Origin of the sequence: Mycobacterium gordonae (assembly GCF_001417955.2) — a bacterium.
Taxonomy (GTDB): domain Bacteria; phylum Actinomycetota; class Actinomycetes; order Mycobacteriales; family Mycobacteriaceae; genus Mycobacterium; species Mycobacterium gordonae_B.
On record NZ_LKTM01000026.1, the window covers coordinates 1 to 14,072 of the forward strand.

A 14,072-nucleotide genomic window follows, 5' to 3' on the forward strand; every position below is an offset into this window, starting at 1 on the left:
TTGCCGAAGAGGAAGCCGCCCAGGCCGCCGCCACCACCCGGGGCGAGGACCCCGCCGGTGCCGCCTGCGCCTCCGTTGCCGATCAGCCCGCTGCTTCCCCCTGCGCCACCTTGCTGCCCGGGCGCGCCCGCCGCGCCATTGCCGCCGTTGCCGAACAGCAGGCCGCCCGGTTCGCCGGCGCCGCCCAGTGTGGTCGCGTTCCTGCCGTCGCCGATCAGGGGCCGGCCCAGCACCATCCGGGCGGGCGCGTTGATCGCGTCGAGGACGATCTGGCCGACGTTGGCGGACTCCGCACTCGCGTAGGCCCCGGCGCCGGCGTTGAGAGCCTGCACGAATTGGGCGTGGAACGCGGCCGCCTGGGTGCTGACCGCCTGGTAGGCCTGGGCGTGGTTGTCGAACAACGCGGCGATGGCCTCCGATATCTCGTCGGCTCCGGCGGCCAGGACCGTCCTGGTCCCGACCGAGGCCGCTGTGTTGGCATCGCTGATGGTGGAGGCAACGTTCGCCAGGTCCGTTGCCGCCGCTGCCAAGAATTCGGGGGCTGCGCTCACATACGACATGCGCACACTGTCTCCGGCAGGTGTTGCGCACTTCCTGCACAATGATTGAACGCGCTGGTCAGTACGTCGCGAGACGGTGGAGGCCGCACGGCGAAGTGGCCGTCACCCGCGCGTAATGGGATGATGGCCGGTGTGCAGAACGATGGTCGTGAGCAGTCGACCAGTCCCGTGCTGCCGGCCGGAGCCCGGCCCTACCTCAACATCGGCAGCTTCCGCTTCTGGTTCGTCGGGCAGCGTTGGGAGTGGTCGGATGAGATGGCCCGGATGCACGGTTATGAGCCGGGGTCGGTGGAGCCCACGACGAAGCTGCTGATGTCGCACAAGCATCCGGCCGACCGCGCTCACGTGCAGGATCTACTGGATTATGCGCTGCGGTCCGGTGAGCCGTTCTCGAGCCGGCACCGCTTCATCGACACCGGCGGCACCGTGCACGACGCCATCGTGGTGGCCGACCGGATGCTGGACGACAACGGCGCTGTGCTGGGCACCGCCGGTCACTACATCGACCTCACCAACAGCTTCGACGAGGCGCGCCAGGAGGTTCTTGACGACGCCCTGCCGGACCTGTTCGAGAACCGGGCGGCGATCGAGCAGGCCAAGGGCGTGCTGATGTACGTCTACCGGGTGAGTTCGGAGCAGGCGTTTCGGGTGCTGCAGTGGCGTTCACAGGAGACGAACACCAAACTTCGCGAACTGGCCAAGCAGCTGCTCGATGAGGTCAGCTCGCTGGACCATCCGTCCACGGTCGCGCAGAGCCAGTTCGACCACTTGTTGCTGACGGTGCACGAGCGCATCCCTGAGGAATCCGGACGCTGAGCCGGGTTAGGCTCCCAATATCTGGGACGGGCAAGGTGGCGGATTCGGGCATCCGCACCCTGACCACCGGCCGAAATCTGACACATTTTAGGCGGGTACGTAATGGATTTGCTGGAGGTCGCGTATGAGTCGGGCGGGGAGGCGGTAATGGTGCTCGTCACGGGCGACGTTGACTCCAGCACCGCGGATTACCTGCGCGATCAGTTGGTCGCCGCGCTCGACGTCGCCACCACACACCCCAGGCGTCTGGTCATCGTCGACTTGCAGGGAGTGAACTTCTTCGGCAGCGCCGGATTGAATGCGGTGCTCGACTGCCATGAGGCGGGCCGGGCCGCCGGGACGGCCGTCCGGCTGGTGGCTGACCATCCGCAGGTGCTGCAGCCGATCAGGGTGACCGAGTTGGACCGCATCTTCGCGATCTTTCCGACAGTGTCTGACGCGTTGCAACGATGAACCCGCATCCGCTACCGGCTGACCTCACGACTGCGGTCAAGCTTGGTGGCGAGATGGGGCGGAAGTTCGCCGACTTCGACTGGGCGGCGCATCCGCTCGGGCCGCCGCGGGGCTGGGCGGCCGAGATTCGGACCACGGTCGCCAACACTCTGACATCTCGGTCTCCCACGATCGTGTTTCTGCGGGCACCGGAGCTGTACGTCTGGCACAACGACGCGTACCTGTCCCTGATGGGGGACAACCACCCGGGCGCTCTCGGCCGGACCGCCCGGGAGCTGTGGTGGGACAACTGGGATGAGATCGGCCCGATACTCACCGGGGTCCTGTCGACCGGCGTCGCGACCTGGTCGCACGGGCTGATGCTGCCGGTGGTGAGCGAATCGGCTCCGAGGAACTTCATGTTCGCGGTGAACCCGGTGCTCGGCAGCGACGGGGCGGTCAGTGCGGTGATGGCGGCCGCCACCGCTATCGCCGACCCGGTAGGTCCGGCAGCGCGGGAGCGCGCCGAGCAATCCGCAGGCCTGATGAAGCTGGACGCCGCCGTGCAGGGAGCAGGCTCGGTCGCGGGTCTCCTCGAGGCAATACTGCACTCTCCGTTTGCCAGCGGCGATGCCCCCGCGGCGGCGATCGGGGTGATCGTCGACGGTGAGGATCACCTCCAGTTCGAATTCGCCGGGGCCTTACCGGCCGAACTGCGAGACCGCTACCACGTTGCCAGGTTGGACAGCCCGCTGGTGGGCGTCGACGTCATCGCAACCGGCCGGCGGATGGTCATCCCGGACACGCTCGAGCTGCCGGCGCGGTACAGCCACGCGGTGAACGACACTGCCGGCAGTGTCCGGGCCTGCGTGGCGCAACCGTTGCGGGCCGGCAGCGGTCGCGTCGTCGGCGTGCTCACCCTGCTGTGGCCGCAAACCCGGCGGTTCACCGACTCCGAACTCGAGTTGTTCGCCCGGACCGCCGACATCACCGCGTCGGCCCTGGACCGCATCCGGTTGGCGTCGCGGGAACACCGCATCGCCGTCGACTTCCAGGAACACCTGCTGGACCTGGATCGCGGGTCGACCGCGGCGGTGGTCGCGGCCGTCTACCAGCCGGCGGGGGAGGCGATCAGGGTCGGCGGTGACTGGTTCTCAGCCACCGGGCTCGATCACCCCGACCGGATAGGCGTCTCGGTGGGCGACGTGGTGGGCCACGGCCTGCCTGCCGCGATCGTGATGAGCAGGTTGCGCGCCGCCGTCACCGTGTCGGCGCTGACGGCGTATGACCCGGCCAGCGTGCTGGGCGCCCTGGACCGGTATGCGCTGACCGTGGCCGGTGCACGTTGCGCGACGGTCGCCTACGCAGCCATCGACACCAGCGTGGAACCCGCCCGCATCAGCTATCTCTGTGCCGGGCATCCCTACCCGTTGCTGGTGCTACCGGAACAGGGTCCGGTCTATCTGGAAGCGGGGCGCCGGTCCCCGGTGGCGACCAGCGCCTCCGACGACGCCTCCGGGGAGCCTGGTCCTGCTGTATACCGACGGACTGATCGAACGGGCGGGCGAGACGCTCGACCGCGGGTTCGACCGGCTCAAGGCCGCGGCCGTCGAGTGCGCGGATCTGCCTGTCGAATCCGTGTGCGCCGAACTGCTGCACCGGATGACGCCCCCTGGTGGCTACCGCGACGATGTGGTGGTGCTCGCGGTGCGTCCCCGCCACGCCGGCAGTCGAAGCTTCGCCACGGTCGTGCCGGCCACTGCGAAGCATGTTCCCGCCGTGCGCGCACGGCTGCGGGATTGGCTGGCGACAACCGGCCTGCGCAGGCAAGACGAAATTCTGCTGGCGGTGAGCGAAGCCGTCACCAACGCCATCGAGCACGGGAGCGGCTGCGAGGCCCGCAAGACGGTGGCGATAGAGGCCTTTCTCCGGCGCGACGCGGTGTCGATCAGTGTCAGTGACTCCGGTCGTTGGGTCGGCGATTCGTCAGCCAGCCGGCGCAGTCGCCGGCGTGGCCGCGGGCTCACCCTGATCCGCGGCTTGGCGGACCAGGTCGAGACGGTTCGCACCACCGGCGGAACCCGGGTGACGCTGCGCTTCGCCTCCGCGTCCTAGTCGGCTTCTTCCAGGGCCTCGCCGATCTCCTCCAAAATCTGGTTGTGATGATTGCTGGCGAGCAGGTGCCCGGTGCCGATCACCAGCGCCACCGGCCAGTCGATCAGCTCGAAGGCGGTCAGGGCGATCAGTCCGCCGAAATAGGCGAGCTGCTCGGGTGGGGGAACGTTCACCTTGCCCACTATCGGCAGGTTGACCGTGAAGGTGTGTCCCGCCCGGATTCTGTCCACCGCCTCGCGTTGTGGGGTGTGCCGGCGTTCTTTCTTTTCCGCCATCATTTGCCTTTCGGTAACGTCGGATTTGCCGTCCTGCCGGTTGATGCGGTCACCGTCGGAGATATGACGACGACAGAACACCCGACCGACCCGTTAGCGGCGTCGTTCGCCGTGTTGCTGAGGGGGCCTCTAACCGAACTTTATGCGCTGTTGTGGCGCGTTGGCGTGCTGGAGGTTCGGACGAACGAGCGGCGCCCTCGGCAACTGGTCGCCACGCGGTCCGCTTCGGCGGAGTACAGCCGGGCCACCGGTTGATTATCTGAATCGACGCCTCGTCAGTTCGTGCTGCGCAGGTCGCTGGTGCCGGCTCTGCGGCCCGCCGTTTTCCTCGCAGTCTTCGCGGGAGCTTTTTTGGCCGGCGGCTGGTCGGGTACCGGCGCGAGCTTGGCCTTGGCCGGCTGCACGGCCTGCGCCGGGGGCTCGGGCTGATGGCTCAGCCTGCGGAGCAACAGCGCGCCGCCACCGACGGCCAGCAGGATCGGCCATTCGACCAGACCCGCCGCGCCGATCGCGCCGATGGCCAGGGCCGCGGCCGGAGTCGACTTGCTGCCGGTGCTGAGTCCCTGCTGGATCCCCTCGGCGGCGCCCTTGACACCGCCGACGATGCCGTTGACGGCCGCGCCTCCCACGGCACCCGCGGCGGACGTTGTCGCCGTCGCGGCACGACTCACCGTTCGTCCCACGCCCCGCACCGCTTGATCGACGACACCCATGATGCCTCCCTGGCCTAGGTTTTCTCTGCTTTGTATACCCCTATGAGACTCACATGACCAGAATTTCTCAGCTGGTTCGCAGATCGACCAACACCGGTGCGTGGTCGCTGGGCGCTTTGCCTTTGCGCTCCTCCCGGACGATCTGCGCGTCCACCACCCGGGCAGCCAGTGCCGGTGAGCCGAGGATGAAGTCGATCCGCATGCCCTGCCGCTTCGGGAAGCGCAGCTGGGTGTAGTCCCAGTATGTGTACACCCCCGGCCCGGGGGTGAAAGGCCTTACCACGTCGGTGAATTGGGCGTCGACGATCGCGTTGAACGCCTGCCGCTCGGGTTCGGACACGTGGGTGCAACCCTGGTAGAACTCGGTGCTCCAGACGTCCTCGTCGGTGGGTGCGATGTTCCAGTCCCCGACCAGCGCAATCGGGGCCGACGGGTCCGCGCGCAACCAACCCTCGGCCGTGTTGCGAAGTGCGGCGAGCCATTCCAGTTTGTAGGAATAGTGCGGATCGTCGAGCGAGCGACCGTTGGGCACGTACAGGCTCCACACCCGCACGCCGCCGCACGTCGCGCCCACGGCGCGGGCTTCGGACGCGGCGGCCACATCGGGCTTGCCGCTCCAGGTGGGCTGGCCCTCGAATCCGACCTGCACGTCCTCGAGGCCGACGCGGGAGGCGATCGCCACGCCGTTCCACTGATTGAAACCGACATGTGCCACCTCGTAGCCGCGCTCGATCAATGGCAGCGCGGGGAATTGGGTGTCCGAGCACTTGGTCTCCTGCATGGCCAGCACGTCGACCTCGGCGCGATCGAGCCAGTCAACGACACGATCGAGCCGGGTGCGGATCGAGTTGACGTTCCAGGTGGCCAGCCGCAACAGCTCGGGCATGGGGTGTCTCCTATCGGTGGCGAGGGTCAGGGGCGGTGGAAGTAGCGGCGGCGGTGGTGCAGCCGGAAGCCCAATTCCTCCGCCGCGGCAGTCGATTCGGTGTCCGGGACGCACACGTACTGCGGTGTGGCCGCTGCTGTTTCGCGCACCAGAAGCTGTTCGACGAGTTCGCACTCCGGGCCGGCGGGCGGGGACAGCAGGCGGTCCGGGATCAGCAATCGCGGGGTCAGGCCGCGCTCCTCGTACCAATCGAAAATCTCCGGTACGGTGCCGGGTCCGGCTGAAATATCAAGCGGCACAGCGGAATTACTGGCCAGGGTGGGGCCATGGGCGCGCAGCAGCCAGCCGTTCAGCCAGAGTTGCTCGGCACCCGGTGAGTCCGCAGCGGCGGCTCGCTCGAGACTGCGGATGTCGGCGGTGCGGACGGGTGCGGGGGTCAGGATGCGCACCGCCGTCACGTCGGCCGGAGCGATGTCGACCACCACGCCGGACTTCGTCTGCACCCGCACCATCGGGTCGATGGCCAGCAGGCGCCCCACCGCATCCGTCAGCGGCGGGACGGACCCGGGGGGTCGGCGGTAGCGCAGCGTCACCCGCGTGCCGAGGGCCGGCCACGAGACCATCAGTGACCGAACGGGTCGGGTCCCTCGCCCGGCAGCCAGGACAGGCCGGGAACACCCCAGCCGTGCGATTTGATGGCCCGTTTGGCGGCCCGGGCGTGCCGGCCGATCAGGCAGTCGACGTAGAGGAACCCGTCCAGGTGGCCGGTCTCGTGCTGCAGCATGCGGGCGAACAGGCCGGTGCCCTCGATGGAGACCGGCTTCCCCTCGCCGTCCAGTCCGGTGACCCGGGCCCAGTCGGCACGCCCGGTGGGGAAGGACTCGCCCGGAACAGACAGGCATCCCTCGTCGTCGTCGTGCCCGGCTGACGGCATCGTCTCGGGGATCTCGGAGGTCTCCAGCACCGGATTGACGACGACTCCGCGGCGGCGGTTGGTCAGCCCGCGATCGTCGGAGCAGTCGTAGACGAAGACCCGCAGCCCGTAGCCGATCTGGTTGGCCGCCAGACCGACGCCGTGGGCGGCGTCCATCGTGTCGTACATGTCCTTGATCAGCGCGGGCAGGTCGGCCGGTAGCGACCCGTCGGCGCCGACCGGGATCGGCGTCGTCGGGTTGTGCAAGACGGGATCGCCCACGATGCGGATGGGTACGACGGCCATGGTCGGCTAGCTTAAGGTGTCTGGTCGCAGCGGCCCGGAACGGGCCGCGCGGCAAGTGTGACCAAACCGACGGAGGCCGGGCCGGCCAGCGCGTCTGCCAGGCATCCTGCCGGCCGCAGACGCCGCGTATTCCAAAGCAACTCGGCCGACTCGCGGGTCTGGTTTCCGGCTCAGCAGATAGCGGCGTGTTTCAATAATCGCCGGAGAATGCCCCCGATCTAGGTCAGGTCATTCGAGTCAATCGAGTTTTCGCCGGAAGGGTCCAGGGGAAGCGATATGGACAGCGCCATGGCGCGGGCACATCGATCGGGGGACAACACTGAGGTCGCGGATGGGTTGACCCGGCGCGAACACGACATCCTGGCCTTCGAACGTCAGTGGTGGAAGTTCGCCGGCGTGAAGGAAGACGCGATCAAAGAGCTGTTCTCCATGTCGGCGACGCGCTACTACCAAGTGCTCAATGCGCTCGTCGACCGGCCGGAGGCGTTGGCAGCCGACCCGATGCTGGTGAAGCGCCTGCGGCGACTGCGCGCCAGCCGTCAGAAGGCCCGCGCCGCACGCCGGCTCGGCTTCGAGGTGACCTGAGACGCTCCCGGGCTACAGTGGGCTCGATGAATGAGCGCGTACCGGACTCTTCCGGGCTTCCCCTGCGGGCCATGGTGATGGTGCTGTTGTTCCTGGGCGTCATATTCCTGCTGCTCGGCTGGCAGGCCCTGGACTCCTCGGGAAAGTCCGACGACGAGGCGTCGCCGGTGAGCACCGTCTCGGCCACCACGGCACCATCCTCGTCGACCAGCGCCAAGCCGGCCGCGGCGAACGAGGCCGAGGTGCGGGTCTACAACATCTCGTCGAAGGAAGGCATCGCCAAGACCACCGCCGACGAGCTCAAGGCCGCCGGGTTCAAGGTCACCGAGGTGACCAACCTTTCGGTTTCAGACGTCACCGCCACCACCGTCTACTACGGCGAAGAAAGCGAGAAGGCCACCGCGGACGCGGTGGGCAAGAAGCTGGGAGCGCCGGTGGAAAAGCGGATCTCGGCACTTTCCGACCAACCGCCCGGCGTCATCGTTTTGGTGATGGGTTGACGCTGATTCCGGAGGCTCGCCACGCTAGGCTCTCCGCTATGCCTAAGCCTGCCGGTTTGAAAGTCGCAGCCGTAACGTGTGTCGCTCTGGTGAGCGCGTGCTCGTCGCCTCAGCAACCGACGTCGACGCCGGGTACCACCCCGTCGGTCTGGACGGGATCTCCGGCACCCTCGACCTCCGGCCACCAGGAGGCGACGCCGAGTCCTCAGGCGGGGGCGGCGGCCCAGATGTTGATGACCGTCCTGAAGGGTCCCGACGGCAATCAGATCGCCACGGCGAAGTTCGAGTTCGCCAACGGCTATGCCACCGTGACGGTCGCGACGACGGGCACCGGCGTGCTCTCACCCGGCTTCCACGGCATGCACCTGCACAAGGTGGGCAAGTGCGAGGCCAACTCCGTGGCTCCCAACGGCGGCGCGCCCGGCGACTTCCTGTCCGCCGGCGGGCATCTGCAGCTGCCCGGAGCCAGCGGCCACGCCAGTGGGGACCTGCCGCCGTTGCAGGTCCGCAAGGACGGCTCCGGGACGCTCGTCACCACCACGGACGCCTTCACGATGGACGACCTCACTTCCGGCGCCAAGACCGCGATCATCATCCACGCGGGCGCGGACAACTTCGCCAACATTCCGGCGGATCGTTACAAGCAGAACGACGGGACACCCGGTCCCGACGAGACGACGATGACAACCGGTGACGCCGGCAAGCGGGTGGCGTGCGGTGTCATTGGGTCCGGGTAAGGGTCTGGTTAACGGCCCGGGCTTCCCGCCGTCTTCCAGGGCCCGCAGCCACATCGATTTCGCTCGTTCGCCGCGGCCGACCGTCGGCTTGGAGTGGGAGTTCGCGCTTGTCGACGCGCAGACCCGTGACCTGAGCAACGAGGCCACCGCGGTGATCGCCGAGATCGGCGAAAACCCGCGCGTGCACAAGGAATTGCTGCGCAACACCGTCGAGGTGGTCAGCGGCATCTGCGAGAATGCCGCCGAGGCGATGGCCGACCTGCGCGACACCCTGGGCCCGGCCCGCCGGATCGTGCGCGACCGCGGCATGGAGTTGTTCTGCGCCGGCACCCATCCCTTCGCGCAATGGTCCAGCCAGAAGCTCACCGACGCGCCGCGGTACGCCGAACTGATCAAGCGCACCCAGTGGTGGGGCAGGCAGATGCTGATCTGGGGCGTGCACGTACACGTCGGGATCTCGTCGGCCAACAAGGTCATGCCCATCATGTCCTCACTGCTCAACCAGTACCCGCACCTGCTGGCGCTGTCGGCCTCCTCGCCCTGGTGGGGCGGCGAGGACACCGGGTACGCGAGCAACCGGTCGATGATGTTTCAGCAACTGCCCACCGCGGGGCTGCCGTTCCAGTTCCAGAAATGGTCGGAGTTCGAGGGCTTCGTCTACGACCAGAAGAAGACCGGAATCATCGATCATGTCGACGAAGTCCGTTGGGACATAAGGCCTTCCCCGCATCTCGGCACGCTCGAGGTGCGGATCTGCGACGGCGTGTCCAACCTGCGCGAACTGGGTGCGCTGGTCGCGTTGACGCACTGTCTGATCGTCGACCTGGACCGCCGGCTGGAGGCCGACCAGCCGCTGCCGACCATGCCGCCCTGGCATGTGCAGGAGAACAAGTGGCGGGCCGCCCGCTATGGGCTGGACGCCGTGATCATCCTGGATGCCGACAGCAACGAGCGGCTGGTCACCGAGGACCTCGACGACGTGCTCAACCGGCTGGAGCCGATTGCCAAGTCGCTCAAGTGTTCTGACGAACTGGCGGCGGTGGCCGACATCCCGCGCCGCGGCGGGTCCTACCAACGGCAGCGGCGGGTGGCTGAGGAGCACGACGGCGACCTGCGCTCGGTGGTCGACGCGCTCGTGGCCGAGCTGGATATCTAGGCGAGTGCCCCGGCAGCCGGCCGGACAGCGCCGGCGACGCGCCTGAGCAAGTGACGCACCACGATCCGGTGCCCTCCACTACCGATGACCAACGCCCGATACACCCTGCCGCGCAGACCGGGGAACTCCGCGAAGGTCAAGGCGCGCAACCGAACTCCGTCGGCAGCGGGATCCAGCTCGTAGACCAGGCGGTAGGCCGCGAACGGGTGACGGCCCTTGAGGGCGAGACGGCGCGGCGGCGTGGCTTCCTCCAGGGTGAAGCCGAAGGGGACCGTGCTCGGGTCGGCCGGGTCGCGACAGGTCTTGGCCAACAGCGCCGCCCAGGTTTGCTCCGGCGAGGCGTGGATCGCGATAGCATGCTCATCGATATAAGGTAATCGTTTCATATAGAAGGATCATACTAGATCGTGGCACCTCCGCGGAAGCATGAAACCGACGCGATTCTGGATGCGACGCGGGCGCTGGTGCTCACGGCCGGCCCGCGGGCGGCCAGCGTCGCGGCGATAGCCAAGGCCAGCGGCGCCCCGGCCGGCACGCTGTACCACCGTTTCGGCAATCGCGACGGCGTGGTGATCGCCGCCTGGCTGCGGGCATTGGACCGCTTCCAGCAGCGAGCGCTTGCCGCCGCCGGTGGCACACCCCTGGCGCAGGCGGCGGCAATGGCCGTGGCGGCCATCGGCTTTGCCCGCGAACTTCCCGACGACGCCCGGCTGTTGCTGACGATCCGGCCCGCGGACCTGGTCGACAGCCACTCCGACACGGACTTCCGGGAGACCTTGGCCGCCATGAACGCGCCGCTGACGCAGCGGATGCGCGAGTTGTGTCATCAGCTCTACGGCACCGACGAAACGCGGGCCCTGGACGCGGTGTACCGCGCCGTGTCGGATCTGCCCTACGCCGTCGTGCGCCGCCACGCCCATGACGATCCGCTGCCGGACTGGCTGGAGGCCGATGTCGAGGCCGCCGCGCGGGCGCTGCTGCATAGTTATGGGAGGAAAGGGGATGAGTCGGATGGACCCAGTCGACGTGGCGATGTTTCCACTGGAATCGGCGTTGTTGCCGGATGAGGATCTGCCGCTGCGCATCTTCGAACCTCGTTACACCGCGCTGGTGCGGGACTGCCTCGACAGCCCCGACCCCCGCTTCGGTGTGGTGTTGATCTCGCGTGGTCGCGAGGTCGGCGGCGGTGACGCGCGCTCCGACGTCGGAACCATGGCGACGATCGAGGACTACGTAGACGCGGGCGGGGGCCGGTACGCACTGCAGTGCCGGATCGGCGAACGCATCAAGGTGCTGCAGTGGTTGCCGGACGATCCCTACCCGCGGGCCCGGGTGCAGGTGTGGCCCGACGAGCCCGGGTCGCCGGTGACCCCCGCTGCCTTCCTGGACGCCGAGGACCGGGTGTGGGCGTTGTACGAGCGGATCGCCGACGTGCAGGGCGTGGAACTGCCGGCCCGCGACGAGGTGTTCGACTACCCGGAGGGTGCCGCCGACCTGTCAAAGATGTTGTACGCGTCAGCATCTCGAGTGCCGATGGGGCCGGCCGACCGGTACGCCGTGCTGTCGGCGCCAGCTGCCGCCGACCGGCTGGCCGCGTTGCTCCACGCGGTGGAATCGGTTGCCGCGGTGGTGGAGTTTCAGCTCTCGGAGTGATCGTCCGGGCGCTGTTAGGTCCAGAAGTCGTTCAGGGGTAAGGCGTACTTGTCGTTGAATGTCAGCGTGGTCAAAGGTGTTCCCGCCGTCGGGCTCAAGGCATATTCGAGCGTGGACATCAGGCCGTAGTGGTCGTAGCGGGTGTTAGTGACGAAGTGCCCGGATTGCATTCCCCCGACGGTCACCGCGCCCTGGTTCGGAATGATCACGGTGTTGATCAGGTTGCCCTGGTTGCCGATGCCCAGCGACAGGTTGTTGTAGTCCTCGTCGAACGTGATGATGATCGCGTCGCGCTGGCCCGCCGTATTCCAGCTGTTCGAGTTCATGATCGTGGACACCGTCTGCTGCAGGAAATGGTCGCCGGCCGCGACGTTGTACTGGTGGTTGGTGAGCTGGCTGGCAAGCCAATTCGCCGCACCGTTCGGGAAATCGACCGGGCCTTCCATGTTGTAGGAACCGTCGGCGGCGATCCACGAGAATCTCGGCGTGGTCGCGCTGCTCTGCAGATCGATGCTCAGCTGAGTCAGCGGGAGCAGATGCGTCTGCAGATAGGCAGGGGAGTTGTTGTAGACGTAGGTGAACTGGGCGAAGGGTAGCGCGTCGACGGCATACTCCCCGGAGGACACGATCGCACCCGGATACGGCATGCCCTGCGCATACCCTGCCCACGTGATGCCGGCGTTGTCCATGGCTTCCATCAGGCTCGGCGCGTTGATGGAGGGTGAGGCCGGGTTGTAGATCAGGCCGAAATCCGACCCGCCCATGATCCGGAAGTAGTTCGGGTCGCTGGGGTGCCCCAGAGCGTAATAGTTGTTGGCGTAGCCATATGTGTTGATCAGGCTGTTGAGGTAGGGAGCGTTGACGCTGCCCAGGATGTCGGCCGCGCCCTTGTTCTCCATGTAGATCAGGTAGACGTGGTCAAGTTGGCCGACGTTCGACGTCGGGACGGTGAGCACCGGCGCGGCCAGGGTCGGGTCACCGACGGTGAACGACAGGTTGTCGGCGAAGGCACCGTTGTAGTTGCCCAGGATCGGGTTGCGGTCGGTGAAGGTCGCGGTGACGACCGCGGAGGTGGTGCCCACCGGGACGGTGCCGGAGATGTCGCGGGCCTGGAACCCGGTCATTCCCAGGCGGTCAATCGTCGACACCGGTCCGATCGAGCCGGTACCCAGCGCGACCCCGTTGGAGTTGAGGAAGGTGACCTGCACCGACGTCGAGGACGGGTCCAACAGGTAGCCGCCCAGCAGTCCGCTCAACGTGTAGGGGACGGTGCCGGTATTGATGCTGGCAGTTGCGGCGGTCAGATTGACCGTTTGACTGATCGACGACGTGGCCACGGGTCCGCCGCCGGCGAAGTTGTTGCCCGCACCCGGGGCCGGGTTGCCGGGGAAGCCCAGGCCCAGGAAGTTCGGCACCGTCGGGAACGGAGTGGAGGTCGGCGACGGGTAGGTGAGTGGGGTGCCGTAGGGGACGATGGTCGGGGTGCCGGTGACGGTCCAGCCGGGGATGGTGACCGAGCTGAAGCCCGTCGTGGAGGGACTGGCGAATTCGAAACTGCCGTTGACGAGCAAGTTGGGGCTCATCGGTAGCCCGGGGATGCCGTTGTGGCCGATCAGCCAGCCGCCGCTGCCGATGGTGCCGGGACGGCCGAGCAGATTGAGAGTGGCCGAGTAGCCGCCGTTGCCGCCGTTGCCGCCGTCGCCGATCGCGACCGCGTTGCCGCCGGCGCCGCCGTTGCCGCCGCGGAAGGTGGGGGCGGCCTCCGCGCCGGACCCGCCTGCACCGCCGTTGCCGAGCAGCGACCCGCCGGCCCCGCCGTGCCCGCCGGTTCCGCCGGAGCCCGCGACGGAGAATCCGCCGGTTCCCCCGGCGCCGCCGCCGCCGATCAGCGTGGCGTTGCCGCCGATCCCGCCCTGGCCGCCGAAGTGCCCCGCGCCACCGAAGCCGCCGGCGCCGCCGGACCCCAGCGCGCCGGCGACGCCACCGGGGCCGCCGAGGCCACTGGCGCCGGCCTGGCTGGATCCGCCGGCTCCGCCCGAGCCGCCGGTGCCGGCGAACTGGCCGCCCGCGCCGCCTAGTCCTCCGGGGCCGGCGATTGAGAAGGCGGCACCGCCGTCGCCGCCGACCCCCCCGGCGCCGATCAGTGAGCCGCCGATGGTCCCGGCGCCGCCGCCGAACACCGAGCCGGCGATGCCGGAGTTGCCGCCGAGGCCGCCGGCACCGCCGATATCCCCGGCTCCGCCGACGCCGCCGCCTCCGCCGACGGCGCCGACCAGCCCACTCAGTGCCCCGCTGGCCCCGCCGGCGCCTCCGCCGCCGCCGCGTAGACCACCGGCCAATTGGCCGGCAATGCCGCCCGCGCCACCGCCGCCGCCCGAGCCGAAGATGCCGCCGGTACCGCCGGCCCCGCCGCCTCCGCCATTGG

17 protein-coding genes and 2 pseudogenes are annotated in these 14,072 nt (G+C 68.2%); 11 read left to right on the forward strand and 8 right to left on the reverse strand.

Annotated features, from left to right (window positions below; genetic code table 11):
• A partial coding sequence (locus AO501_RS05380; RefSeq protein ID WP_156452316.1) for a PE family protein occupies positions 1-560 on the reverse strand: 560 nt, incomplete at its 3' end.
• A 123-nt stretch (positions 561-683) separates the two neighbouring features.
• On the opposite strand from AO501_RS05380, the gene AO501_RS05385 reads away from it, so the two are divergent.
• The 4 genes and pseudogenes from AO501_RS05385 to AO501_RS40040 all read left to right on the forward strand — a co-directional run bounded on the left by AO501_RS05385 (position 684) and on the right by AO501_RS40040 (position 3,923).
• Positions 684-1,376, forward strand: a complete 693-nt coding sequence (locus tag AO501_RS05385; RefSeq protein WP_156452317.1) for a PAS and ANTAR domain-containing protein — start codon at positions 684-686, stop codon at positions 1,374-1,376.
• A 102-nt stretch (positions 1,377-1,478) separates the two neighbouring features.
• Positions 1,479-1,829: an STAS domain-containing protein gene (locus tag AO501_RS05390; RefSeq protein ID WP_055576744.1), complete on the forward strand. Its 351-nt coding sequence runs from the start codon at positions 1,479-1,481 to the stop codon at positions 1,827-1,829.
• Between the two features lie 524 nt (positions 1,830-2,353).
• Positions 2,354-3,244 (forward strand): annotated as a pseudogene (locus tag AO501_RS38760) (PP2C family protein-serine/threonine phosphatase); the annotation flags it as partial.
• Positions 3,219-3,923: an ATP-binding protein gene (locus AO501_RS40040; RefSeq protein ID WP_269435165.1), complete on the forward strand. Its 705-nt coding sequence runs from the start codon at positions 3,219-3,221 to the stop codon at positions 3,921-3,923. The pseudogene AO501_RS38760 and the gene AO501_RS40040, both read left to right, overlap by 26 nt.
• Here AO501_RS40040 and AO501_RS05400 read toward each other — a convergent pair.
• Entirely contained in the window at positions 3,920-4,201 is a 282-nt protein-coding gene (locus tag AO501_RS05400; RefSeq protein ID WP_055576755.1) for a hypothetical protein, read from the reverse strand. The two genes, AO501_RS40040 and AO501_RS05400, sit on opposite strands and share 4 nt — an antisense overlap.
• Here AO501_RS05400 and AO501_RS36825 point away from each other — a divergent pair.
• Entirely contained in the window at positions 4,130-4,453 is a 324-nt protein-coding gene (locus AO501_RS36825) for an Rv1535 domain-containing protein (RefSeq protein ID WP_197419773.1), read from the forward strand. The two genes, AO501_RS05400 and AO501_RS36825, sit on opposite strands and share 72 nt — an antisense overlap.
• A 20-nt stretch (positions 4,454-4,473) precedes the next feature.
• Here the strand turns inward: AO501_RS36825 and AO501_RS05405 are convergent, their stop codons facing one another.
• The 4 genes and pseudogenes from AO501_RS05405 to AO501_RS05420 all read right to left on the reverse strand — a co-directional run bounded on the left by AO501_RS05405 (position 4,474) and on the right by AO501_RS05420 (position 7,016).
• Entirely contained in the window at positions 4,474-4,911 is a 438-nt protein-coding gene (locus AO501_RS05405; protein ID WP_055576746.1) for a hypothetical protein, read from the reverse strand.
• Positions 4,912-4,978: 67 nt separating this feature from the next.
• Positions 4,979-5,785 (reverse strand): exodeoxyribonuclease III, encoded by an 807-nt coding sequence (locus tag AO501_RS05410; protein WP_197419772.1) that lies wholly within the window; start codon positions 5,783-5,785, stop codon positions 4,979-4,981.
• A gap of 59 nt (positions 5,786-5,844) precedes the next feature.
• Positions 5,845-6,420, reverse strand: a pseudogene (locus tag AO501_RS05415) (GNAT family N-acetyltransferase, cg3035/Rv0428c family); the annotation flags it as partial.
• Positions 6,420-7,016, reverse strand: coding sequence for a peptide deformylase (locus AO501_RS05420; RefSeq protein ID WP_055576749.1), 597 nt, complete (start codon positions 7,014-7,016; stop codon positions 6,420-6,422). The pseudogene AO501_RS05415 and the gene AO501_RS05420, both read right to left, overlap by 1 nt.
• A 276-nt stretch (positions 7,017-7,292) precedes the next feature.
• Here AO501_RS05420 and AO501_RS05425 point away from each other — a divergent pair, with 276 nt between their 5' ends.
• Genes AO501_RS05425 through AO501_RS05440 form a run of 4 tightly spaced genes read left to right on the forward strand, consistent with a single transcriptional unit; the run spans position 7,293 to position 9,994 of the window.
• A complete protein-coding gene (locus AO501_RS05425) occupies positions 7,293-7,601 on the forward strand; it encodes a DUF3263 domain-containing protein (RefSeq protein WP_055576750.1) in 309 nt (102 codons plus the stop codon).
• Between the two features lie 26 nt (positions 7,602-7,627).
• Complete coding sequence (locus tag AO501_RS05430) at positions 7,628-8,101, forward strand: LytR C-terminal domain-containing protein (RefSeq protein WP_055576756.1); 474 nt, start codon at positions 7,628-7,630, stop codon at positions 8,099-8,101.
• Between the two features lie 38 nt (positions 8,102-8,139).
• Positions 8,140-8,838, forward strand: a complete 699-nt coding sequence (gene sodC / locus AO501_RS05435) for a superoxide dismutase[Cu-Zn] (protein ID WP_055576751.1) — start codon at positions 8,140-8,142, stop codon at positions 8,836-8,838.
• Positions 8,839-8,842: 4 nt separating this feature from the next.
• Positions 8,843-9,994, forward strand: coding sequence for a glutamate--cysteine ligase (locus AO501_RS05440; RefSeq protein WP_156452320.1), 1,152 nt, complete (start codon positions 8,843-8,845; stop codon positions 9,992-9,994).
• Here the strand turns inward: AO501_RS05440 and AO501_RS05445 are convergent.
• On the reverse strand, positions 9,991-10,380 hold the full coding sequence (locus tag AO501_RS05445; protein WP_055576752.1) for a hypothetical protein: 390 nt from the start codon (positions 10,378-10,380) through the stop codon (positions 9,991-9,993). The two genes, AO501_RS05440 and AO501_RS05445, sit on opposite strands and share 4 nt — an antisense overlap.
• A gap of 21 nt (positions 10,381-10,401) precedes the next feature.
• Between AO501_RS05445 and AO501_RS05450 the strand changes: the two genes are divergently transcribed.
• Positions 10,402-11,061 carry a TetR/AcrR family transcriptional regulator gene (locus AO501_RS05450; protein ID WP_082658403.1) on the forward strand — a complete coding sequence of 220 codons (660 nt, stop codon included), beginning with the start codon at positions 10,402-10,404 and terminating at the stop codon, positions 11,059-11,061.
• Positions 10,997-11,647 (forward strand): LON peptidase substrate-binding domain-containing protein, encoded by a 651-nt coding sequence (locus AO501_RS05455; RefSeq protein WP_055576753.1) that lies wholly within the window; start codon positions 10,997-10,999, stop codon positions 11,645-11,647. The genes AO501_RS05450 and AO501_RS05455 overlap by 65 nt, the downstream gene beginning before the upstream one ends.
• 14 nt (positions 11,648-11,661) lie before the next feature.
• Here AO501_RS05455 and AO501_RS40045 read toward each other — a convergent pair.
• Positions 11,662-14,072, reverse strand: a 2,411-nt coding sequence (locus AO501_RS40045; RefSeq protein WP_055576754.1) for an alkaline phosphatase family protein, incomplete at its 5' end; no start/stop codon positions are given.

Excerpts from the sequence above, each read along its gene's own strand:
- AO501_RS05385 (WP_156452317.1), top strand. The coding sequence starts at position 684 with ATGGCCGGTGTGCAGAACGATGGTCGTGAGCAGTCGACCAGTCCCGTG.
- AO501_RS05390 (WP_055576744.1), top strand. The coding sequence starts at position 1,479 with ATGGATTTGCTGGAGGTCGCGTATGAGTCGGGCGGGGAGGCGGTAATG.
- AO501_RS05400 (WP_055576755.1), bottom strand. The coding sequence starts at position 4,201 with ATGATGGCGGAAAAGAAAGAACGCCGGCACACCCCACAACGCGAGGCG.
- AO501_RS05405 (WP_055576746.1), bottom strand. The coding sequence starts at position 4,911 with ATGGGTGTCGTCGATCAAGCGGTGCGGGGCGTGGGACGAACGGTGAGT.
- AO501_RS05420 (WP_055576749.1), bottom strand. The coding sequence starts at position 7,016 with ATGGCCGTCGTACCCATCCGCATCGTGGGCGATCCCGTCTTGCACAAC.
- AO501_RS05425 (WP_055576750.1), top strand. The coding sequence starts at position 7,293 with ATGGACAGCGCCATGGCGCGGGCACATCGATCGGGGGACAACACTGAG.
- AO501_RS05430 (WP_055576756.1), top strand. The coding sequence starts at position 7,628 with ATGAATGAGCGCGTACCGGACTCTTCCGGGCTTCCCCTGCGGGCCATG.
- sodC (WP_055576751.1), top strand. The coding sequence starts at position 8,140 with ATGCCTAAGCCTGCCGGTTTGAAAGTCGCAGCCGTAACGTGTGTCGCT.
- AO501_RS05445 (WP_055576752.1), bottom strand. The coding sequence starts at position 10,380 with ATGAAACGATTACCTTATATCGATGAGCATGCTATCGCGATCCACGCC.
- AO501_RS05455 (WP_055576753.1), top strand. The coding sequence starts at position 10,997 with ATGAGTCGGATGGACCCAGTCGACGTGGCGATGTTTCCACTGGAATCG.